This window comes from Xanthovirga aplysinae (genome assembly GCF_009711365.1).
Classification (GTDB): Bacteria; Bacteroidota; Bacteroidia; order Cytophagales; family Cyclobacteriaceae; genus Xanthovirga; species Xanthovirga aplysinae.
Genome location: NZ_SMMB01000457.1, coordinates 1 through 1,715 on the forward strand (window position 1 = coordinate 1; position 1,715 = coordinate 1,715).

A 1,715-nucleotide genomic window follows, 5' to 3' on the forward strand; every position below is an offset into this window, starting at 1 on the left:
TTTCTCTCACAGTGCCTAAAAGTTAGGGTTCTTGATTTCCATTTTCCTTTCACTTTTAACTCTTCACTTTTACTTCTTAATTTATTTAAACCCCGGCAAACTTTATGGCCGATTCATCCCATAGAGGAGCATTTTGTACAGCCTCCAATACTTCTTCTGCAGAACTGACCTCTACCCAAAGATTTTGGTGGTTTTTATGCATAAAATTTTCCTCAATGCTGCGGTTAAGCATCTCGATTAGTGGATCATAATACCCCTTTACATTTACAATTACAATCGGGTGTACAAACTGACCCAGGCGTTTTAGGGTGAGGGCCTCAAACAGTTCTTCCAGGGTGCCACAGCCTCCCGGTAAAGCAACTAAGGCATTTGATTTTTCCATGATTAAGGATTTTCTTTCCCTCATATCCTGAGTGATAATTATCTCAGTTAAGCCTTTATGTTGCCATTCCACTTGGATCATGAATTCAGGGATAATGCCTATGGCTTTTCCTCCCGAATTCATAACAGAGTCTCCGATTTGTCCCATTAACCCTTTTGCTCCTCCGCCATAAATTAATTGAATATTGTTTTCGGCAAAAAGTCTTCCCAATTTATCAGCGGTCTCAAAATAAATGGGGTCAACTTTAGTGCTGGAGGCACAGAATACACCTACATTCTGAATCATATAAATCTTGAGTTTAAAAAAATAAAACAAATATAGATTATAGTATTGCAATTATTCTTTTGTTGATGCCATTATTTCGAAAAGTTCATCCAGGTTAGGTGTTAAGATGATTTCTGTTCGGCGGTTTTGTTGTTTTCCTTCTGTACTTTCATTAGAAGTCAAAGGAGAAAACTCTCCTCTACCAGCAGCGGTAATATGAATGGGGTCAACTCCGGCATTAGTGAGAATACGAACAATTGATGTGGCACGCATTACACTTAAGTCCCAATTATCTTGCATGTATTTTGAAGTACGTGAAATGCCTACATTATCGGTGTGACCTTCCACTAGTACATTAATTTCGGCTTGTTCTTTTAAAACAGCAGCTAATTGTTTTAGAGCTTTTATTCCAGCAGGGTCCACGATGATGCTTCCCGATTTGAAAAGCAGCTGCTCGTTGAGTGATACATAAACTTTACCATTCTTAATATGTACTTTTAGGTCACTTTCTTTAAAGCTCAATAATGCTTGACTTACTTTTTGTTTCAGGGAATTCACGGCGGCTTCTTTTTCAGCAATTAAGCGTTCTAATTCAGCTACTCTGGCTTCTCGTGCTACAAGGTCTTTGCTTAATTCATTATTTTGCTGCATGGATTGTTCTAGGCTTTCTTCCATGACCATTAAGCGCTTTTGCTTGGCTGAAAGCTCCCGGCCTAATTGCCCGCTATTAGATTTTAGGCTTTCATACAGTTCATTCAACTCCTTTTTTTCTTTTTGAATCCTGGTTAATTCTTCCCTAGAGGCTTTTAATTCTCCTTCTTGTTTTTCTTTTTCGTTTGTTCTTTTGGTCAATTGCTCATTAAGGCGTTCTATTTTTTTTTGGGAGATTGCTAATTCTTCCTGGTTTTCTGCCAATTGGATAGCAATTTTTTCTTTTTCAGCCATTGTTGAATCATAAACCTTTTGGGATACACAACCACTGGAAAGAGAGGAGATTGCTATTAGGGTGATCAAACCAAGTATAATACCAATGCGATTATTCTTTGTCATAAGTCTTCAAATCATTTTT

At 37.7% G+C, this 1,715-nt stretch carries 2 protein-coding genes; both read right to left on the bottom strand.

Annotation, left to right across the window (positions count from 1 at the left end; translation table 11 throughout):
• Positions 1 to 85: 85 nt before the first annotated feature.
• Complete coding sequence (locus tag E1171_RS01780; RefSeq protein WP_155203481.1) at positions 86 to 667, bottom strand: LOG family protein; 582 nt, start codon at positions 665 to 667, stop codon at positions 86 to 88.
• Positions 668 to 718: 51 nt separating this feature from the next.
• Positions 719 to 1,696: an OmpA/MotB family protein gene (locus tag E1171_RS01785; protein ID WP_155203483.1), complete on the bottom strand. Its 978-nt coding sequence runs from the start codon at positions 1,694 to 1,696 to the stop codon at positions 719 to 721.
• Positions 1,697 to 1,715 lie beyond the last annotated feature (19 nt).